At 54.8% G+C, this 20,592-nt stretch carries 17 protein-coding genes; 6 read left to right on the plus strand and 11 right to left on the minus strand.

The window, feature by feature from the left end:
- Window positions 1–137 precede the first annotated feature (137 nt).
- Complete coding sequence (locus SH678x_RS09160; protein ID WP_496922599.1) at window positions 138–887, plus strand: hypothetical protein; 750 nt, start codon at window positions 138–140, stop codon at window positions 885–887.
- Here SH678x_RS09160 and SH678x_RS09165 read toward each other — a convergent pair.
- The 9 genes from SH678x_RS09165 to SH678x_RS09205 all read right to left on the minus strand — a co-directional run bounded on the left by SH678x_RS09165 (window position 884) and on the right by SH678x_RS09205 (window position 13,676).
- Complete coding sequence (locus SH678x_RS09165) at window positions 884–1,444, minus strand: hypothetical protein (protein ID WP_496922600.1); 561 nt, start codon at window positions 1,442–1,444, stop codon at window positions 884–886. The two genes, SH678x_RS09160 and SH678x_RS09165, sit on opposite strands and share 4 nt — an antisense overlap.
- Window positions 1,445–1,505: 61 nt before the next feature.
- Window positions 1,506–1,859 (minus strand): hypothetical protein, encoded by a 354-nt coding sequence (locus SH678x_RS09170; protein ID WP_496922601.1) that lies wholly within the window; start codon window positions 1,857–1,859, stop codon window positions 1,506–1,508.
- A 199-nt stretch (window positions 1,860–2,058) separates the two neighbouring features.
- Window positions 2,059–3,336, minus strand: coding sequence for a phosphopyruvate hydratase (gene eno, locus SH678x_RS09175; RefSeq protein WP_496922602.1), 1,278 nt, complete (start codon window positions 3,334–3,336; stop codon window positions 2,059–2,061).
- A 177-nt stretch (window positions 3,337–3,513) separates the two neighbouring features.
- On the minus strand, window positions 3,514–4,629 hold the full coding sequence (locus tag SH678x_RS09180; protein ID WP_496922603.1) for an NHL repeat-containing protein: 1,116 nt from the start codon (window positions 4,627–4,629) through the stop codon (window positions 3,514–3,516).
- Between the two features lie 306 nt (window positions 4,630–4,935).
- Complete coding sequence (locus tag SH678x_RS09185) at window positions 4,936–8,838, minus strand: FtsK/SpoIIIE domain-containing protein (RefSeq protein ID WP_496922604.1); 3,903 nt, start codon at window positions 8,836–8,838, stop codon at window positions 4,936–4,938.
- A gap of 28 nt (window positions 8,839–8,866) precedes the next feature.
- Window positions 8,867–9,091, minus strand: a complete 225-nt coding sequence (locus SH678x_RS09190; RefSeq protein ID WP_496922605.1) for a hypothetical protein — start codon at window positions 9,089–9,091, stop codon at window positions 8,867–8,869.
- Window positions 9,092–9,096: 5 nt separating this feature from the next.
- On the minus strand, window positions 9,097–9,633 hold the full coding sequence (locus SH678x_RS09195) for a hypothetical protein (RefSeq protein ID WP_496922606.1): 537 nt from the start codon (window positions 9,631–9,633) through the stop codon (window positions 9,097–9,099).
- A 37-nt stretch (window positions 9,634–9,670) separates the two neighbouring features.
- Complete coding sequence (locus SH678x_RS09200) at window positions 9,671–9,943, minus strand: WXG100 family type VII secretion target (protein ID WP_496922607.1); 273 nt, start codon at window positions 9,941–9,943, stop codon at window positions 9,671–9,673.
- Between the two features lie 262 nt (window positions 9,944–10,205).
- Complete coding sequence (locus SH678x_RS09205) at window positions 10,206–13,676, minus strand: aminotransferase class I/II-fold pyridoxal phosphate-dependent enzyme (protein ID WP_496922608.1); 3,471 nt, start codon at window positions 13,674–13,676, stop codon at window positions 10,206–10,208.
- A 723-nt stretch (window positions 13,677–14,399) separates the two neighbouring features.
- Between SH678x_RS09205 and SH678x_RS09210 the strand changes: the two genes are divergently transcribed.
- A complete protein-coding gene (locus SH678x_RS09210) occupies window positions 14,400–14,585 on the plus strand; it encodes a hypothetical protein (RefSeq protein ID WP_496922609.1) in 186 nt (61 codons plus the stop codon).
- Between the two features lie 148 nt (window positions 14,586–14,733).
- Here SH678x_RS09210 and SH678x_RS09215 read toward each other — a convergent pair whose 3' ends face one another.
- Complete coding sequence (locus tag SH678x_RS09215) at window positions 14,734–16,326, minus strand: BBP7 family outer membrane beta-barrel protein (RefSeq protein ID WP_496922610.1); 1,593 nt, start codon at window positions 16,324–16,326, stop codon at window positions 14,734–14,736.
- A gap of 306 nt (window positions 16,327–16,632) precedes the next feature.
- Here SH678x_RS09215 and SH678x_RS09220 point away from each other — a divergent pair, with 306 nt between their 5' ends.
- From SH678x_RS09220 to trmB, 4 genes are all read left to right on the plus strand, one after another.
- Window positions 16,633–17,538: a hypothetical protein gene (locus tag SH678x_RS09220; protein ID WP_496922611.1), complete on the plus strand. Its 906-nt coding sequence runs from the start codon at window positions 16,633–16,635 to the stop codon at window positions 17,536–17,538.
- A 95-nt stretch (window positions 17,539–17,633) separates the two neighbouring features.
- Window positions 17,634–17,732 (plus strand): 50S ribosomal protein bL37, encoded by a 99-nt coding sequence (locus SH678x_RS09225; protein ID WP_390622054.1) that lies wholly within the window; start codon window positions 17,634–17,636, stop codon window positions 17,730–17,732.
- Between the two features lie 46 nt (window positions 17,733–17,778).
- The gene (locus tag SH678x_RS09230) at window positions 17,779–18,300 is read left to right on the plus strand and encodes a 3-hydroxyacyl-ACP dehydratase FabZ family protein (RefSeq protein ID WP_496922612.1); all 522 of its coding nucleotides are present in this window, start codon (window positions 17,779–17,781) and stop codon (window positions 18,298–18,300) included.
- A 2-nt stretch (window positions 18,301–18,302) separates the two neighbouring features.
- Window positions 18,303–18,941 (plus strand): tRNA (guanosine(46)-N7)-methyltransferase TrmB, encoded by a 639-nt coding sequence (gene trmB / locus SH678x_RS09235; RefSeq protein ID WP_496922613.1) that lies wholly within the window; start codon window positions 18,303–18,305, stop codon window positions 18,939–18,941.
- Window positions 18,942–18,955: 14 nt separating this feature from the next.
- Here the strand turns inward: trmB and SH678x_RS09240 are convergent, their stop codons facing one another.
- Window positions 18,956–20,533 carry an amidophosphoribosyltransferase gene (locus SH678x_RS09240; protein ID WP_496922614.1) on the minus strand — a complete coding sequence of 526 codons (1,578 nt, stop codon included), beginning with the start codon at window positions 20,531–20,533 and terminating at the stop codon, window positions 18,956–18,958.
- Window positions 20,534–20,592: the final 59 nt, after the last annotated feature.

The raw sequence follows: 20,592 nt of genomic DNA on the forward strand, positions 1-20,592 counted from the left end.
TTGAAGTTCGATAGCGTAATTACAATGAAAGTAAGACCCTGCGATTCGTTGAATCGCGGCTAATAAACCCCCTTTTCAAAATCCCCCTCCTCCTCGCTTCTCTCCCCTGCCCTCTCCTCCCTCCTCTGATGAACAACATGAACACTCGCATCCCTTCGCTCATTTGGCGGTTGGTGTTTGCCGCCGCTTTGGTTGCCATCTTCTTCGCCACGCGCTCCCGCGCTAGTGAATGTTGTGGTGCCTACCCCCTCGCCACGGCTGCACCTTATGTATCGAGGCCCGATAGCTGGGTCTTCGCGCGGAGTCGTTACACGCACGATCCCGAAACCAATGCGCGTGTCGCGCAGTACGATCGGATTGAACCTGTCGAGCCTTTGGACGATCCACGCTTGGTCACCAGTGGCTACAGCCGCAATCGCACGGTGCTGCGTGGTGCCGATGGTTCGGCCAGCACCAACTACCAAGTCACCAGCTACGGCAATGGCCGCGGCGGTCTCGATGCCGAGTGGGAACGATTCCACGACGCCTGGCGGGGTTCGACCGTATCGGGTGGTTCCTTTGGCGGCGGCTTCGGTGGTGGTTTTGGCTTCCCCGGTTACGGCGGAGGTTATGGCGGCGGCTACGCCGGTGGCGGCGGTGGGGGCGGTTACGGTCCTGGTTGGGGTGGCGGTGGCCATCACGGCAATGGTCCTGGTTATCCGCCGCCCTGGGATGTGACCTCGCCCAGCTACGGCTACGGTTCCGCAGGCCCCGATCCTCGTCGCCTCGATCCCGATGCCGCCGACGGCTACCGCGATGGCGTGCAGCGGCGAGAGTCGACCCGCGAGTTCTTCCAACCGATTCCGCCCCCACGTGAAGATCTGTGGAATAACCAGCCGAATGATTAGCGAATTCCGCGCAGTCCCTCGGAGGCCTTCACCGGCTTGCCGCGAAAGCTGGCACGGTAGTCGGTGATCAGCCACTTGTCAGACGGTTTGTGCCAATCGAGTTCGACCTGATCGAAGTAGAACAGACGCACGCCGTTGCGAGTGTGCGTGCCGTCGATGCGTCCGCGAAAGAATGTCGTCGCTTTGACTGGGGCCGCGTTGCCGTCGATCTCCACCCGCACGGCCGTGGCCCCCGTTTCTTTGACTTTCACCTGCGGCATCAGCGTTTCCGCATCGTGGCGGACATGCGCGGCCTGCGGATCGATCTGCGTCAGCACGCCGTTGAGGTCATTCACTTCGATAGCGGCCATCACGGTTGCGACCGCTTGTTCAAGTTCTTCCGTGGGCGTAACGACCGCTCTTTCAATGAACAACAGCAGCACAGTGATCCCAATCACTGCCGCCACGCCCAGCATCGAACCAAGCGACCGCTTAGCAAGAAACACGATCACGCTGATCGTAAGCCCAACGGCGCCGAGGGCCCAAATCGGCAGCGGATTTTCAAGCAAGAGATTCACGATTCGATTTTCACCACAAAGGCACGAAGGACACAAAGTATTGAATTAACCGATTCATTGATCATGTCTCTTTCTTCGTGTCCTTTGTCTCTTCGTGGTTAAACAACCTCTCTCTCGCTAACATCGCCAGCGACCCAGCGCAAATCAGCCCCAACACCGTCGCCAACGGCACGAGTCGAATCTGTGTCTCCCCTGGCGCGGAATACTTGGGAACGCCCGTCGCCAGTTTCTTGCCACTCGCATCTTGTTTAACGTCGAGCCCTTCCGCCACCGCCGCGCGGGCTTGAGCCTTGCGTTCAATGTTCGCTTGCCGCGCTCCGAACTTGCCCCCCGTGGCCACGAGCGCGGTCAGCCCCACCGCAGTGAACAACGCGAACCAAAGCCAGGGCGAATCGGTGATCGGAGGTTTAGGCATGTCTCCATTCTAGCGGATACAGAATTTTGCCCCAAGGTTCCAACCAAGTTATTCTGTACGTTCGCCGCGAAGCAACGCGGAGCGCGCTATTCGCAGAGCGCGTACCCCAAACAAAACGCCCAGGGATTGCAATCCCTGGGCGTCCAAAGTTTTCACCACTTCTGACCGAAACCGGAAGCTGACGCATCCGGCTCGCCAGTTATTTGTACTTAAACAATGGTCCCGCGTATTGCGCCGCGTCACCGAGTTGCTCTTCGATGCGGAGCAACTGGTTGTATTTGGCCATGCGGTCGGAGCGCGAAGCCGAGCCGGTTTTGATTTGGCCTGTGGAGCATGCCACCGCGAGATCGGCAATCGTCGCGTCTTCGGTTTCGCCGCTGCGATGGCTCGAAATGCTCGTGTAACCGTTGCGGTGGGCCAGATTGATCGCGTCGATGGTTTCCGTGAGGGTACCGATTTGATTGACTTTAATCAGAATGCTGTTGCCGATCCCTTGGTCGATGCCGCGTTGTAGACGTTCGACGTTGGTGACGAACAAGTCGTCCCCCACGAGCTGGCACTTGCTACCCATGCGGTCGGTGAGCAGCTTCCAACCTTCCCAGTCGTCTTCGCTGCAGCCGTCTTCAATCGAGCAGATGGGATACTTGTCGACCCACGAGGCCAACAGGTCGACCATCGCGCCGCTGTCGAGTTCCTTGCCGTCGATCGTGTAAACCTTCTTTTTGGAATCGAAGAACTCGGTGCTGGCCACGTCCATCGCGAACCAAACTTGCTCTCCCGGCTTGTAACCAGCCTTTTCGATGGCGGTGAGGATCACGTCGAACGCCTCGGCGTTGGCCTTCAGGTCGGGAGCAAAACCCCCTTCGTCGCCGACGGCCGTGTTGAGCTTTTTGTCGTGCAAGACCTTCTTGAGGTTGTGGAAGATTTCGCAACCGCAACGCAAGGCGTCGCTAAACGAGTCAAACCCCAGCGGCATGACCATGAATTCTTGCACGTCGACATTATTGTCGGCATGCTGACCACCGTTGAGGATGTTCATCATCGGGGCGGGCAACAACCGGGCGTTCGAACCGCCGAGGTAGCGATAGAGCGGCAATTCGCAATACCGAGCGGCCGCGTGGGCCGTGGCCAGCGAGATGCCCAGGATCGCGTTGGCACCGAGGCTTTTTTTGTTGGGTGTGCCATCCAAGTCGAGCATCAGGCCATCGACGGCCATTTGATCGAGCGCATCCATGCCGATGAGCTCGTCGGCGAGCTTGGTGTTGATGTTCTCAACGGCCTGCTTGACCCCTTTGCCCATGTAAACGGCTTTGTCGCCGTCGCGGAGTTCCCAAGCTTCGTGTGCGCCGGTGCTCGCCCCGCTAGGGACTGCGGCCGTGCCCACGGTGCCATCGGCGAGCGTGACGTCGACTTCGACGGTGGGATTACCGCGGCTATCGAGAATTTGGCGGCCATGGATATCGACGATCGTGCTCATGCGGAGGGTTCCTTCTAGTCTTAAACAGATGCAATGCGGAATATAGAAATGCGATAGTTGTCAGTTGAGAAACCACCCATTTTAAGGCGAGAAGAAGGAATGTCGAGGCGTACAAAAAGCCCGAATTTTGCGGCGGAACTTGTTCCGCGCTGAGAATCGCCATGTAAGTTCGCGCGACTACACCCGTCGCAACTTGCTAACCCGACCCGTGGCGACCCACTCAGCCACGAAGATATTGCCATCGGCATCGAAACAGGCGTCGTGCGGATGGACAAACTTGCCATCCTGCCACTGTGATTCATCGGTGCGGATATTGAATCCACCGGTGTCTGCTTTGTTCTTTTGAATCCGCTCGGAATCGGTCCCCAAGTGGGCAATGACTTTGTTGTTCTTATCCAGCAAAGTCGTGCGCGCCACAAGCTCGGGAACGACCATCACATCGCCATGGATGTCGACATTCGCCGGCCAGAGAAAACCATCGAGCGTTTCGCGATGATTGCCGTCGAGCGTGAACCATTGCAGCCGATCAAATTCCCGATCGGCCACAACGATGAGTGGTTCCTCACCGCGACTATCGATCCAAATCCCGTGCGGCAGCTTGAATGTGCCATCCTTGCGTTCAGCGAGCTGGCCCACCGAACCAAACGTGCTCTGCCAATTCGAGTCGGCATCGTAGCGATGAACACAGTAAGCCCCGTAGCCATCAATCACAAAGAAGCCACCATCGGGGAGAAAAGCGATATTCGTGGGGATGAACCGATTCCGTTCCCAGGGATTGTCATCTTTCGCACGCGGAAATTTGTCTTCGCCCTCGGCATACAAGCCGCTTTCCATCGGCGCGCCCTTCCGCCACACTTGCTCGCCTTTGGTGTCGAGCTTGGCGAAGGAACGCTGCTGCTGATAGGCACACACGTACAGAAAGTCTTGCCCCCCTTCGTTGCGAATTTCCAAGCCGTGCCCGCCGCCGTTGAATTGCTCGCCGAAGGCACGAATGAATTTGCCGGATGGATCAAACACAAAGATCGTGGGATGGTCCGTGAGATCGATCTTACCTTCGTGAATAACGTAGAGATTGCCTTCGCTATCGAACGCGACGTTGTGCGTCGTCATCCAGCGGTATTTGTCGGGAAGTTGGGGGAAGTGGTGGAGCACTTCGTATTGATGCTCGCCCGTGCCGATGATCATGTTTTTAGCCGTCTTGGCTGCAGTGAGAATGGCCGGCGCGGCGAGTGTAGCGGCCGTGGTGGTGAGAGCCGTTTTAACAAACTGCCGGCGCGAGAAGGGGGAATTCATGCAATCCTCCATAAGAAAAGAAGAGTAGTACAAGAGAATCTTACAGGGGAATATTTACAGGAGGAAGCGGAGGGAACAGAGAATTTAAGATTGGCAATACCTTCAATTGTTTTCATTTATAGGAGCTTGTTGAATATTTTCCTTCTCAATGGCAGATTGTGGCGAAATCATCCACATAGCGAACACATCAGAGATTGTGATGACAATAAATGGTAAAGCGATCCAGAAGAGAATTTTCCAGCGAAAGGAGTACCAAGGTCGCGTTTTCATGACTCTGCTCACTCTGTTACCTCCTGTAATATTTTCTCACTCAGTCTTGAGCTCTGTGCTCAGATTTTCAGCCAGAAACGCGAGCCAATCGTCGCTCGGCCGGCCATAGGGGCGAAACTTGGTTTGCGAACCGGTGTCGTCGCGATAGAAGATGGCACGATGCTCGCCGAGCCGACCTGCGGCGGGGGAATCGATGAGACTCGTGGAATCCACGGGACTCATTTGCAAGGCCACACGGAAATCGATTTCACGCATGGTGAGGCGATCGACAAATCGCATCAGGCTGTTATGCGAATCGCACCAGATGAGCACGTGCACGCCAGTCGCGGGGCCTTCGCGCAAGATTTCGCGGAAGCGTTTGTCGGCGGAAGTGGCATTGCCGTTGGTCGTTCGGGAGAAACTGAAATCTTCTTCGGTGAGTCGTAAATCACGAATTTGTGCGAGATCATGAATTACCAAAATGCGAGGTTCGAAACTCGTATCCGGACTTTCCTGGCGGCGTTTCACTTCCTGGGCGAGCTCCGTAATGATTCGTGAAGCATCGCGCGGGACATGGACGGAAACCTTGGCGGGCAAATTGGCGGCAAATTTTTGCCAAGCACCATGATTGGGAGACTCGGGCCGTGTGCCGTCGAGAATTTCGATTTGGGAGGCGTCACCATTAAGTTGCGCGGCCAATCCTGCCACGGCAGTGGTCAATATGCCGAGTGCCAATGGTTCGTCTTGGCCCACGATCAAAAGGTTGTTGCCTCCTTGTCGGCGAAACGTCATCTGGCTTGGCGGCTCGATCCGCACCGCCGAACCGAGCCAAATCTTTGGCTCGCTGACAGTTTGTTCGCCGTCAGTTGTGAGCAGCTTGACGAGTTGTTCATTCTGCAGCGGATCGGCGGGAACATTTCCCTCAAACACGATGGCAGGTTGGGAAGTCGCTTCTTCGGCTTGATGTTTCGCGCGGATCTCCGCCAGATATTCTTGGCGCTGCTGATCGGACAGCCAAACCACTTGAAACAGATGATTGCCTTCGACCGTGCCATTCTGATCGTTGTAAATCGCTTCGCCCGGTCGCGAAAGCAATCGAGCCGCGGGGTTGTCGTCGCTCAAAATCAGATGGGCGTCGGCTTCACTGCATTCCAGCGCGATCCGGACGGCCATTTGCCCCAAGGTGCTACGAGCAAGCGAATAAGCTCCCGACAAGGTTTGCGAACCTAACAGCACATGCACACCGAAAGCACGGCCTTGCCGCACCAGACGGTCTAATAAGAGCGCCGCATCCTGGGCCAGCTTGTCGTCGGCAACGAAGAGTTCCTGGAACTCGTCGATAATCAGCAAGACACGCGGCAAGATATGTTTTGTTTTCTGTCGAAAGCTCGCCAAGTCCTGCACGCCGAGTTCACGGAACATTTCGCCCCGTTGCTGGAGCTCCGCATCAAGCCGTTCTAACACACTGACGCCAAATTCGCGTTCGCTTTCGATGGCAATCACGCGGGCATGTGGCAATTCGTGGGTGGCGTAGGTTTTGAATTCCACGCCTTTCTTGAAGTCGACCAGATAAAACTCGACTTCCTGGGGGCTATAGCGAAGCGCAAGATTCGTGACGAGTGCATGGAGCAACGTACTCTTGCCGGAACCCGTTTTGCCGGAAATCAAGGCATGCTGGGCCGTGCCGCGGCCGAGTCGTAAGGATTGCAATTCGTTCGCGCCGGCGCGACCAACGGGGACGATTAATTCATTATCACAAGTTTCCGACCAAATTTTGTCCACCGGAGGTGCGACCACGGCAAATGGCACTTCCACGCGGCTGGCGGCTCGTGATTCTTGGCCAGCATGCCGTAGCAACTCGTTGAGTTTGTCTTTCGCGGGCAATGATTCAAGCTGCAACGGAAGTTTCTCGAACAGCGGATACTTCCACTTCAACCGATCCTCAGACCAATCTAAGTGGACCGAACCATTCAAGATATCCGCGATGCTGAAATCCATCGGCAATTTGACGGAAGTGTCGATATGCATCAACGTGAACACGCCGCACTTAGGGCCGGTCATGGCAATGGTTTTGAGTTTGCGAATCGCGGCGTCGCTCAACCCGCCGGGGAAGTTGGCAACCACGAGGACATGATAAGGTTCGGACACTTCGCCTGCCTGAGCGTTGTATTCGTCGATCGTGGCGAATTCGTTGCGCAGATATTTCTGGACGACCCGTTCCATGTGATCGGATAATAGTGCAAGCCGCTCTTCGATTTGTCGCGGGTCGGTCCAAATCCGTTTCCCGACGAGTTGTTCATCGTGATCGGCCAGATGCATGAAGCCCGCAAAATTCTGTCCCAAAGCCATCGGGTCGATGATGGTGAAACGCAATTTCCCGGCAGGAACGGCAGTTAAGAAGCGAAACATCATGAGCTTCAACAACTCGGCGGCAACGGCGCGTCCTGGTCCATCGGCCGTAATCACCATGCGCGGATGCTCATGGAGCGACATCCATGCGGGAAGGGCGAGCTGAGTTTGTGCGGGAACGAGTTGCGGATCTTGGGAGATACCATTTTTGACTGCCTGCAGCGGCAACTGGCAGCGACCGAACTGAATTACTGGAGGAATCGATTTTGGTCGTGGCCATTCTTGCCATTCGGCATCGTTCCAATCAGGGAAAAATCGATCGCAGGCCGTTTGCATGGCAGCAAGCTCACCGGCAACCTCTTGAAAGCCAGCATGCCAGCGATTGGCCATCTGCTCCCATTCGGTGGCATGCTGCGCTTTGGCTGCGGTCGTGCGGTTTGAGTATCGAGTTTCATTCGCTTGCCAGGCTGCTTGCCGATCGGTGGCGAGTTGATCCAACAATGGCGGATACTTTTCATCCGCAGCCGCCAAAACGGAAAGATGCCGAGCTTGGGCTTCGGCTAGCCGCGCGTTGAAACGCTGTTGCGTTTGAGCGAGCAGTTCTGCTTTTTTAACGTCGGCTTCGGCGAGGGTTTTGTCTCGCTCGTCCTGAGCGGCTACCAGATCGTGTTGCTTGCGCTGATGAATAGCCTCGGCTTCAAGTCGACTGCGATTTTGTGCCCCCTGCCAAGCTGAGGTTTCCAAACGCCTGGCAATCCCCAAGTTCTGTTTGATCCGAGAATATTGATCGAGAGATTGCTTAACCGCACGCGGCTTGAGCAACAAATAACCGCCGCCAGCCAGAAGAGTTCCCGCCACGATGGCTCCCAAGGACGTACTAACTAGTGAAAGCCCTGAGAAGAATACCATTGGCAAAAATATCGCGATGATTGCCAGAGCCAACCAGATAAAGACGCGATTTCCTTCGAGAAGCAATGCAGGCAATGTCTGCGCTTGGAGCTCGATGACCGAGCGTTGCAATTCGCTGACTGACGCCTGGAGTTGCTCCTCGGCGTTTTGTTCATTGGTGGATGCCTGAGCGGGAATCTCAGTTGAAACTGCGTCAGCAAATTTGCTGAGATTGCGCATCGCAAGCAAAGTGAGGGCATCGCGTTCGAGAGCGTCGACTTGCAGCTTGCGTGTGTGGATCCGCTTACCGGCTTGGTCCAACGCTTGTTGTGGCGCGTCTTTGGAAGCGTCGAAGACGGCCATTGCTTCCCACTGTTTTTCCTTGTGTTTGCGTTCCTGCATCAAGGCATGCTGACTGTGGTCGGCCGCGATTTGATTTTGCTCGGCCTCGAGCTTGGCCGTGTATTCCGCCTTGGTATCACGTAGCTCCTGCCCCGCCGCGAGCTTGGCATTTGCGAAATCGTTCTCCAAGCTGCGACGTTTTTCCGTAAAGTCCTTGGTTAGCTTGTTGAGTGTGGTTTGATGTTCTTTTTCTGCCGCGACTAATTCTGTAGTCAGGGTCGTTGCCAAACGTGCTTCTTCCGCGGCGCGCGCATCGGCCAACTGCTGCAAATATTGCATCAGCTCCAATTCGCGGCGGGTGGAAAGTTGCACGTCAGTCACGCTGTTTGGGTAGTCCTAAATTCAATTTCTATTCGTTACATTCACGTTCAATACGGCCGAGCAGGTCGCGCATCCGATTGACCGCGTCAATGGTCATGCGGCCTGACGGAATCAGCGGATCGAGATGTTGCTCGGCAAATTGGCGGCTCACGCCATCGTTCCACGATTCGCAAGTGACGTGCCAGGCAAGCTGCAAATCCTTCAGAGCGCTGTGCAATTGGGCGGCACTGGTATCAAGATCGATGCGTCGCATGATATTTACTCGGGTTGGTTCGGTATCGGCAGGGTTGGGCTCGGCTCATACGATTCGGGGGGGCGTTCGATCGTGTAACCTTCAATTCTCCTGATAATCAAACTTAACTTAGCTCGGGCGGCAGGTAGATCAGTCTCCAGTAGCCTGCGTAAATGGCCAAGGCGGCCTTCATACTCATATTGCTCATGTTGCAACACGCCTCGCCAGTGACGGACTAAGTCGCGTTTTTCACGGCAATATTCCCAACGTTGCTGGGCGGTTTTCAAGACGGCTCTCTCTTCTCGGCAGGATGGTTTTTCCCCCGCGATGGGGAAAATCAAACAGCGCTCCAAATCAAGCTTGGCTTGATGCACGGCATCGGCTGCGTCTTTTTCTTGTTGTTGCCAATAGCGAGGGCAAGCGTGATCAAGCCAATCGGTCGCACGATTGAGTTCGCTTGATAGCGTGTCGAGGGCGCTACGCACGCGCTGCTCAAATTCGGCGAGCGACGCGCGAAAGCGTTCAATCGCTGCCACCGAACGGACTTGAGCGGGTCCCGACATGCTTGTTCTCAATTGGGGAATGATAACTGGAGGAGGCTTATTTTTGCTGCAAATATTCTTCGATGCGTTCGGCCTTTCGGAGCAGAAACGGCGCGTATTCGCGCGAGGCTTCAATCGACCGCGCGATCAGCTTCAGGTGGTGCTCAAACTCTTCAGCGAATTTGTGGTGTTCTTGATCCCGCCAACTGCTGTTGAGTCCGTGCAATTGGCTGGCGAGCGTGTTCACGCGATCTTCGAGTTCGTTGCTGAACTGGGAGAGCTGATGAGCAAACCGCCGCAACTCGGCGGGATCGACAATGGCTTGGGACATGGGGAGCCCTCCAGCGGTTAAGACAGTTGACAAGGATTTTCAAACACCAAGCCGATGCGACAAGTTTCGACAGCACAAGCTACCGGGCGACCGTGATTGGAATCCTTGAGCATGGTTTCCTGATCGCTGTGCGCGCACGACGACCAACATTCTCCCCATCACTATTCAGTTTAGTCGGCTGGGTAGGAGCGGTAAAGCAAACGCAAATCAGGAGTTAGGATGGGCGTGAGCAGACGGTAAAGTCGGCACAGGACGAATAATCCTAATGAAAAACGGCCGAATCCCCCGCCGTGACTGCCGAGTTTTCGAGCCGTCGTTTGTAATTGGGATCGATCTTTGCCAATTCCTCGGAAGTAGCCGACACGGTTGCGTGAATCTGTTCGTCCGTGTGGAGGCTTGTAATGAAGAAACGCAATCGGGCTGCACTCTCTTCGACGGCCGGATACATAATCGGCTGCACGTTGATACCACGCTCGAAGAGCGCGTGCGCCAGCCGGAGCGCGTTCTGCGAGTTGCCGGTGATCACAGGCACGACGGGCGTGTTGTTACCAAGGCCGGTGTCGAGCCGCGCGTCCTTAGCAAGCTGCAGGAACAGACGCGAGTTGTGTCCGAGTTTGTGAACGCGCTCGGGCTCTTTTTGCAGCAGTCGTAACGACGCGAGTGCTGCCGCGGTGCTTGGCGGCGGAAGTCCTACGCTATACACAAAGCCCGGCGCCGTGTATTTGAGATATTGAACAAGTTCCTTGGATGCGGCGATATACCCGCCCGCACTACCGAAGGATTTGCTCAAAGTGCCCATCCACATATCGACATCGCGGGGATTGATGTCGAAGTATTCGGACATACCCTTACCGTGCAGCCCCATTGTTCCCATCGAGTGGGCTTCGTCGACCATCAAGAAAGTTTTATGACGCTTCTTGAGTTCAACGAACTTGGGGAGGTCGGGATAATCGCCGTCCATGCTGTACACGCCTTCGAGGACGATCAGCACTTTGCGATATTCGTGGCGAAGCTCGGTGAGTATCTCGTCGCAAGCTTGCCAATCATTGTGCGGGAAGGGTCGGCGACGTGCACCGGAACTCATGGCACCATGCAAGATGCTGTTGTGTGACAGCGCATCGTGCAAAATCATGTCACCGGGGCCAAACAAGTGACTGATCGTCGTTTCGTTGGTCGAATACCCGCCGATGTAGACAATTGAGTCGTCCGTGCCAATAAATTCGGCCAGCGCCCGCTCGAGTTCTACGTGGATTGTTTTCTGCCCCGAGACCAATCTGCTCGCAGAAACGCTCGTGCCGAACTTGGCGGTGGCTTCCTGAACAGCGTTGATAACCACGGGGTCGCCAGACATGCCGATGTAGTTGTAGCTGCTGAAGTTGATGTACTCTTTGCCACCAATTTGTGCCCGATCGTTTGTGATGCCCTGATGTACGTTGAAAAAGGGAATGGGCAGACCGGTGCTTTGGGCCATGCGGAAGTTTTCCTGTAGTCGCATATATTCAGCCGACTTAGGAAAGTCATAATCCTCATCGGGAACGACGTAGTCAGAGGGTTTTGGTGCCCGCCGTTTCGTCCCGCCCCCCATGTATTGCTGGATCGCTTCGACAACTTCGCCGCAGGTTTCCATTGAGGGGAGCACCGATTCGGGGAAACGTCCCCCGAACGTCTCTTCGAGCGAAGCGACGATTTCCATCCGTTCGAGTGAATCGAGACCCAACTCAAGAATGTTGGAATCCCAATCCAATTCGCCGACTCGCTCGCGACCAATTTGGCGGACCTTGGCATAAACGATTTCTGCGATCTCGGCCGTTTGTCCGACGGGAATCTTCCCCGCAGGTTTAGATGGTGTGGGTTTCTCGGTAACAGCCGAGCCATTCAGTGCGGCGGGCTTCTCGTGTTCGAGTCGCTTTTCACGAACATCGCCCTCTTCAACCCAATCCGATTCTTCTCCTCGTTCGCGACGCACTGAAGGAGCGACCACCACGTCTCCCGACTCCACTGACCAAGTTGCTACCGCGGCGAGGGTGCCGGCGAGATAGCCATCGCGGCAGGCGTGACGTTGAATTTTGCCGCTGGAAGTCTTGGGAATGCTGCTTACCTTAATCAGCACAACGGCCGAGACGGGAATATCGTGTGTGAGTGAGACTCGCTTGCGAATCGCCTGGGTGATTTCAGCAAAATCGAGATCGCGGCGGCGCACCGTTTCTTGGACGATCACCAGTTGTTCGTTGCCTTCATCACCCACGACAATCGCAGCGCCTCCGCTGGGAACCACGTCGGGATGAGCCGCCTGAACAGTGTCTTCAATATCTTGGGGATAGTGATTCACGCCGCGGATGATGATCAAGTCTTTCAAACGGCCCGTGACGAATAGCTCGCCATCGAGCAGAAAGCCCAAGTCGCCTGTGCGTAAGAACGGCCCACGACCATCGTCGAGACGTGCCTGGAAGACTTGCTTGGTGAGATCATCGCGTTTCCAATATCCTTGCGCGACGCTGGGGCCAGAAACCCAGATCTCTCCCACGCGGCCATTGCCCAGATTGGCAAAGGTTTCGGGATCGGCAATCACGATCTGTTGATCGAGCAGATTGCCGCCGCTGCCAACCAGCATGCGCGAACCTTCGGCACCAGGCTTCGTTTCGACAACCAAATTCTTTTCGAGGTTGGCGACATCAAACGAGTGAATTTCCGGCGGCGATTGCTTGTAGCCACCCGTGACGATCAGCGTTGCTTCGGCCAAACCATAGCAAGGATAAAACGCTTCGCGGCGGAAACCGCATTCCGCAAAGGCTGCGCTGAAGCGTTCGATGGTTTCCGCACGAACAGGTTCGGCTCCATTGAAAGCCAGGGTCCAGCGGCTTAAATCGAGTGTTTTCTTTTGTTCAGCTGTAATCTTCTCTGCACAGAGGTCATACGCGAAATTAGGCCCGCCGGAGATAGTGGCGCCCGTTTGCGAGAGGATTTGTAGCCATCTCACAGGTTTCTGCAAGAAGTGGGTCGGCGAGAACAGAGTGTTGGCTTTGCCCATGTAGAGCGGCTGGAGAATACCACCGATGAGCCCCATGTCGTGATAGAGCGGCAACCAGAAGCAGCCGTTACCCGAGCGTGTGTGCTCGAAGGCATAGGCAATCATTGCCGAATTGTGCATCAGGTTGGCATGCGACAGCATGACCCCCTTAGGCGTGCCAGTCGAACCCGACGTGTATTGCAGGAAGGCGAGTGTCTCGCCATGCACATCGGGGCGTCGCCAATTATTGGCCAAGTCTTCGTTCCATTGGTCCGTCGCCCGCCAACGAAGTTGCTGAAGCGCGGGCGTATCGCCAATCATGGTTTGTACGCGTTCAAGCACGTCGACCGTTGTCAGTGCGATCTTGGCTTCGGCGTCGTTGGCAATCGAATCGATTCGCGCCATGTTGCGATTGCGACGTGGCGGATAGGCCGGGACCGCCGTCACGCCTGCATAGAGGCAACCAAAAAACGCGGCGACAAAATCCAGCCCCGAAGGATACAGGAGCAGTGCGCGTTCACCTTCCAGATCAAGCGACTGCAAAGAGGCAGCGATGGCTCGTGCTTTGCGGTCGAGGTCGGCATAAGTCCATTCAACGGTTTCCCGCTCACCGTCGACGACAAATCGGAAACCGACGTCATCCCCTTGATGGAGTGCGCGGTGCTGGAGGAGCTCCAGCAGATTCGCGGGACCAAAAAACGAACCGGGAAGATGATCGAGGTGCACGGTTGCTACCAATTTCTTGAACTTACCAGACAGCGTGTCAGCAGGCCATTAAGCTTGTTACCAGCATAGCGGCCACCCACAATGTGCTAAGCGGAACTTAAACCGAGATGTTACCGATGCCTGTTGTCTCCAGACCTCGCCAAAGCGGTTGATGCGGGCTGCGGGGAGTAAGGCGGGTGCCATACGCAGTGCATGGCGGCAATCCGTAAACTGCAACCACGCCAATAACCGCTGTACCGGCGAGAAAACCAAACCACTATTGTAAAGGGCCTGCATGGTCTACGCACCCCCTGCCGGGGGTAAATCCGAAGTGCCGTATTTACAAGGTTTTTTGGACAATCATGACCTTTCAATCGGCACTGTTCGCCTGTAGTAGCAAGCCAATCCTAGCTATGTTGTCGGATTGCCATGATCCCCACCGGATATTCCATAAGGCCAGCTCGCCATGGATAACGTGATCCGGTTGCCTCACATGTCGAGCTTGCGGGAATGACAAAATCGTCAGGTTCGCCAGAGGTTAACACCGCCGTCCCCCAAAGCGAGTTGATCCGTAACCGGTAACTTTGACAAGCCTTAACGTATTTACAGCCAAGTTCTGCAATTTTTCCGCACGACTTTTTCGCGGGAAATAGCAGAAGACTTGCTGGTTATCGCAGCAGCAATGATAATGAAGAAGAAGTTAATGATCTTGATCTCACGCTTGATCGTATAAGGAATACTATTTTGCTTACTGAAAACGAAGTCTCCCGAAGCTGGAGCCGGCTATTCAAGAATGGCCTTTCGCCAGAGGTCTTTGAGAATGCTGAAGACTTGCTCAACGAATTACGGCCCGAAAGTCCATTGCGCCATCGTTTGGAAGGCGAACTTGGCGAGTTGCGTGAACTGCATACCGCGCAGATCAAGGCTTAGGTATTTGTAGGGCGATCAAACGCTAAATGCTGGCGATTTCGCGAGTTGAAATCCACCAGCATTTTTTATGCGCAGAAGGAACAAGTTCAATAAAAAAGCCCCGGCCTTGCGCCCGGGGCTGAATTTCGTTTGTAAATCAATCGTTTGGTTAATAAACCACGTCGAAGCCGAAGTCCACACCGTTGATGTAGATTTCTTGCTGGCTGCCTTCGGTCATGCCGAGGTCAGGTATGTACCAGTTCACGATTTGCGATGCTCTTGTGATGTTATCTACAAAGATACCGGTATATCCTAGCCGAGCTGCCAGAGCACTCGTGACTTGATAACTCGCTTCGACTCGCAACTCCGCCGTTGGTGAGAAGTCGTTTTCTTGACGACCGTAGGAGACGGCATGCGGTTGAGCAAAGATGGGAGAATTCACGGCACCGGGATTAAGGTCTTCCCCGATCGCTCCATCTTGGCTTAGGTCCTGAATATTGTAACCAAACAGGAAGCGCCCATCGATACCGAAGTTCCAGCGGTTGACTTGCCGAGACCACCTCGCTCGAATCTGTGGTCCGACAATCTGATTTTCCGCCTGAGTCGTAGCATAAGTTCGACCTAGAATGCCGCCAGCACCATCAAAGGTGAATTTGTCATCAATGTTAAGGTACCGCACACCCACACCAATTTCAGCGAAATCTCCTTGCCGCTTGACGGGAAGGTGCTTGTTGTCGAGCGTGAAAGTCTTCATCAATTCCACGCCATCGGTACGAGTGCTATTGCGAACTTCCATTCGCTCGAATGCAACATTGAACTGGTGCAAGTCGCCATAATCAACGCCAGTTGCAATGATTTCGTCATCAGCGTTAACCACAAAGAAAAAGCCAGGTAAGGTATTACCGTTTAGATCATCCGCCTGTCCATCCGCGCCACTTATCAGCGTGATTTCAGTTACCTGAGGAATGCCATTGGCATCAACTTCAAGTACAAGAACTTGAACAGCACGGCCTGGGCCTGCAACATTCGGGGATTGGGTATTACCCTCGCCATTCACGTTATAGTCAACAAACCCACTTAGAAATCCTGTTGGAGTTCTAAAATTGACATGCACACTTCCCCAACCATTCCGTGAGGTAGCTATGTCGTCGCTGCCAGCGCCCGGTGGACCAAGCACTCCGCTCTCGAAGAGAAAATCTTCAAAATCAAAGTTGGGATCATTCACATTAAGAATTAGTGGAAGCTGATTCGGAACTTGGATACTGTTGAAGCCAAAGACTTCCTGGCCTTTCATCTCTGGGCCATCGAGGATTCCGACCGACCATGTGTGGTTTCCCGCTCGATATCCTATTTCATATCGATTGCCCCAACCGAAGTCGGCATCAGGTGGAGCATCTTGAATGCTATTGTTTATTTGATACAGCGGTGGTGGGCTGTCAATCGAGGCAGGGCTGTCTCCGTAGATCAATTCGGACAACACAACCTCATTTGGGTCGCCTACCGTTACCCGTTCGCCAGTCGCTGCCCAGCTCAATTTGTCGTAGCGGAAGATATATCCGTTGGGTTGGCCGATCGGTCGATTCTCGAAATCGAAATTTACCGGCGAAAAGAACTGCAAATCGTGGTCGGTGTTGTCCACGTAAATGCTGGTGTCCTTCATATCATAGTATTCGTCGGCGAGCAGCCGGTCGGTGCCCGCTGCCATCAGCAAGCCGGCGGCCAAACACTTCGAGAACCATTTCGAGATTGATGGAGCGGTCATACTTCCCACTACCCTTGTCGCAGGCACCCTGTTAGAGGTGCAGTTTCGTTGGTCCTGGCCCTACCTCGAGGGCCCAAACGGACGATCTGTGCTGGTAGTATCGGAAACGACGGTCGTGAGGGTTGAGTAAGTTCGGCAAAGTCTGACGAAAATAACGATTCTTCGGTTGCTTGCTGCTAGCGGCATTTGTTTGCCCGTGGCACGGCGGGTATACTTTTTCAGTATTCGACGCCCGTTCACGGTAGCTTATTAACCAAGGATATTCCGTTGATAAAGCCACTCTCCTGTATAAAGCTTGTGGTTTTTTTGTCGCTAGCAGTCCCAATTGGCCAGTTACAAGCGGAAACCCCTGCTTCTGAGACTAAGGCTGATCTTGGCAAAGAGTGGGTCCGCTTTACCAAAGACAAAGACGGCAACCCGCAGGCCTTGGAAATCGCCATCGTCCGCTATGTGCCTGCAAGAATGGCAGCACAATTCGCGGGTAAGGCCAAAGAAGGGACTTTGCCCAACGCCCGGCAGTATGTTGACTTGATCGGAGCCGTCCATGTGGGAGACAAAACCTACTACGAGGGGTTAAACGACAGTTTTCGTCAGTATCAGGCTTTGCTTTATGAATTGGTTGCACCCGAGGGTACGCGGGTGGAACGTGGTCGGGGGACTTCAAATCTCCATCCCGTGGGAGCCATGCAAAACGGCATTAAGTCTATGCTTGAGCTTGAGCACCAACTGGAAATGGTGGATTACACGCGGCCCAACTTCGTTCATGCCGACATGTCACCCGAGGAATTTGGCGAATCGATGACTGCCCGCGACGAAAGTTTCATGCAGATGTACATGCGGATGGCGGGGCAAGCGATTGCCGAGCAGTCGGGCGATCCGAGCCAAGGCTTCATGATGAATTTAGATTTGCTCTCCGCGATGGCTTCCGAGAACAAAGCTTTGAAGCTCAAAACCACCATTGCCAAACAGTTCGCCTCGATGGAATCGATGCTGTCAGGAATGTCCGGCCCTGAGGGATCCACGTTGATTACCGAGCGTAATAAAAGAGCCCTCGACGTCCTACGCAAGCAGCAAAAGGCTGGCAAACGTAAGATCGGTATCTTCTATGGAGCAGGGCATCTCAATGACATGCACGAACGGCTTGTCAAAGATTTCGGCATGCAGCCCGTGGGGATCACCTGGGTCGAGGCGTGGGATTTGCGGGAGAGGTAAGACTTTTCTAACCCCACCCGCACTTTCGGGCCCCCCAGTTCTTTGCTAAACTCAGGGGCTATTTCGCATGCAATCACGCCAAAAGGGAGATCACAATGGCCAAACCTGGTCGTAAAGTCAAAAAAGCCAATCACGGCAAGCGCCCCGCCTGCAGCCGGCCACGCAAGAGCCGTCGTCAAAAGGTCCGCACCTAAGCCACTTTTGGTGGCCTCTCAGTCTCTGCAGCTAAGGAACTACCTCGTGGCTGGCAAAGAGTGGATCGTTGACCCCGACGTGCTCGATTATTCCCACATTGTGGCGGATATCGATGCCATTCGGCAGATCAATTCGCAGCGCGGCGATATGGAGCATTTGACCGCTATCGTCTACGACGATGGTGAGAATAACGTCTGCGCCGGCTACTTAGACGTCTCGGACAAGGAATTCTGGATTCCAGGCCACATGCCGGGCGCTCCGTTGATGCCGGGCGTCATTATCTGTGAGGCCGCTGCCCAGGTTTGCTCCTATCACGCGCTCAAGCACGACCTGTTGGGTTGCGACATTATGGGCTTTGGCGGCCTCAGCGACGTTAAATTTCGCGGGGCAGTTCTTCCCGGGGATCGTCTGACCGTTTCCTGCATGCTTACCAAAATGCGGCGTGGCAGCATCGTGGTTAGCCGCTTTCAAGCGTTTGTCGGCAGGTCGGTCGTGTGCGACGGAGAGATTCGTGGCATCCCGCTTTGGAAAGAAGACATTCGCAAACTTGCCCAGCGTGAAGTTTAAACATGGGCCGGCGCGCATTACCCAAAGTCGATCCGCAGCTTGATTACTCGCGCAATTTCCGCACGCTCGAAGAGTTGCCGCTGCCGTGGAACCCCCCGGAACTTTTTGGCCGTGAGGCACCGCTCGAAGTGGAGGTTGGCAGCGGGAAAGGTTTGTTTTTGCAAACCGCCGCGGCCCATTGTCCCGAGCACGACTTTTTGGGGATTGAAGTCGCCCATAAGTATGCTCGCTTTATCGCGGCTCGATTGGCCAAGCGAGACCTCCACAACGCCATCGCCGTGCAAGGAGATGGATTGCGGCTGTTTCGCGAAATGATTCCCAGCGATTCCCTCGCCGCGGTCCATGTTTATTTTCCCGATCCTTGGTGGAAGAAACGCCACCACAAACGTCGCGTGCTTAACGAAGAATTTTTGCGCGATGTTCATCGAACATTGAAACCCGGTGGCCGATTTCACTTTTGGACCGACGTGAAAGAGTATTTCGACGCCACACTGGAACTGATGACTGCGATGAGGCAGTTCGGCGCTCCGCTCGATGTGGCTGAAAAACCACCTGAGCATGCACTCGACTATCGCACGCATTTCGAACGTCGCACGCGGTTAAAGGACGAACCAGTCTACCGCTCGGAATTTGTGAAGTAACAGTCACAAATCATCTAGCCAGTCGCGACTTCGTAGGTCCGCACGGGATCAGGACCCCCTGCGGCGGAGCTTTCCAACGCGATGCTATAGAGCTTTTGCCCACACGGTGTGGGATAGTCTCCGGTAATACATGCTCGGCAAAGTTGGTCGGCGGGCTTGGCCACGGCCCGTGCGATGGATTCCACGGGCAGAAATCGCAGTGAGTTTGCACCCAAATCGTTGGCCATGGCCGTGAACATTTCTTCGTCGCTGCGGCCTGCTTGCATAAATGCCGGTGCGAAGAGCTCGCCGATGGTCGACATATCGATGCCGTAGAAACAAGGGGCAATAATCGGTGGGCAGGCAACCCGGACATGAATCTCGCGCGCACGTCCGACTTCACGAATTTTTGAGATAAGGACGCGCATCGTTGTCGACCGGACAATCGAATCTTCGACTAAGATCACCCGTTTTCCCGCCAGAACTTCAGGAAGCGGCGTGTATTTGACCGAAGCCTTGGCCACGCGGTCGCCGCTTCCCTCGATAAATGTGCGGCCCGAATAGCGATTCCGAATCAAGCCTTCGATACTCGGCACACCCAACTGAAATGCCATCGAATCCGCGGCCGCCTTGCTCGTGTCGGGGACAGGCACGACGATCGTATCTTCATCAATCGTCAAATCTTCCATACGAGCCAGCTCTTCACCCAAGGCTTTGCGAGCTAAATACACACTGCGGTCGTCGAGCGTGCTCGCGACGTTGGAAAAATAAATCCATTCGAAGAAACAGTGAGCTCGCTGAGTTTCGTCCGAAAAGCGTTCGATTTTGATGCCGCGTTCGCTGATGGTGATCGCTTCGCCAGGTTCCAGAGGGCGGACCGACTTGGATTGAAAACCCAGATTCACTAGGGCCACGCTTTCGCTGGCCGCGGCGAATAGCGGACCCTCGATGGCATAGCACATCGGCTTCACGCCCAAGGGATCGCGGGCAATAAGCATTTCACCTTGAGCATTCAGAATCGCCAAACTGTAGGCCCCGTCGAAACGTGTGGCAATATTCCGCATCACTTCGATCAGAGGCAAGCGACTGTCACCCGACAGTTCGCGACTGATCTCGTGCATGATGATTTCGGTGTCGGTCGTTCGCGCGAGATGATGATCATCTTCGGCGAGCAATTTGTCGCGAAGTTGGGCGTAGTTGGCAAGCTGACCGTTAAAGGCGAAGGCAAACCATTTGTGCTTTTGGAGGTGATGCCGTTCAAACGGCTGGGCATAGCTGCAATCTTCGCCGCCGCAGGTCGCATAGCGCACATGTCCAATGGCCGCGCGCCCGGCATATTCCCGCATCAAGCTCTCAGCCTTGCCACGGTGATTGAGCCGAAACGCTTCGTTGACCGTTCCCAACTTACGGTACGTGTCGATTAACTGATTGCGATGCGGAGAGAATGTCGTCATTCCTGCCGAAAGCTGACCGCGATTTTGAATGTCGAGTAGCATCCGTGGCATAAGCCGAGACGCTTCCTCGGGCCCTTGGGGAGGGCATAACGGGCTCACTTCACGACCGGGGAGGTGATAAATGGCCGCGACGCCGCACTCGTGGTGTAATTCGCTCATGAAGAAGGCCTGGGGCCGATTGGGTGAGGGAGAATCCGTTCGCAGCCCTAAATTTTACG

The organism is Bythopirellula superficialaquae (genome assembly GCF_059632245.1).